Here is a 255-nt window from a genome sequence, read left to right as displayed (position 1 = left end):
ATGACTGACGGCTAAAATTAGATCTTGATAATAACGATAGGCCTGACTTAGATCATCATCGAAAGACAGTAAGCGATGAACTACTTCAACGTCGGTAAGCTGAGCGTAACCAAAATTATGGCGTGACCAATAGTTATCATATTTAAGAAGTCCTGCTGGGGTTAAAATTAGTTTCCAGAAGTGTTTAAGAGCTCGCCACTGGTGAGTACCTTTCCCGGCTCTATTCATAGCCTTGATACGAATTTGATTCAAAGC

1 pseudogene is annotated in these 255 nt (G+C 40.4%); it reads right to left on the bottom strand.

The window, feature by feature from the left end:
* A pseudogene (locus CBI42_RS13070) lies at positions 1-255 on the bottom strand (ISL3 family transposase); the annotation flags it as partial.

It is taken from the genome of Streptococcus sp. KR (assembly GCF_002238115.1).
In the GTDB taxonomy this organism is placed as follows: Bacteria; Bacillota; Bacilli; order Lactobacillales; family Streptococcaceae; genus Streptococcus.
The sequence above is the reverse complement of the archived record's forward strand: the minus strand, read 5'-3'. Positions and strand labels throughout refer to the sequence as shown.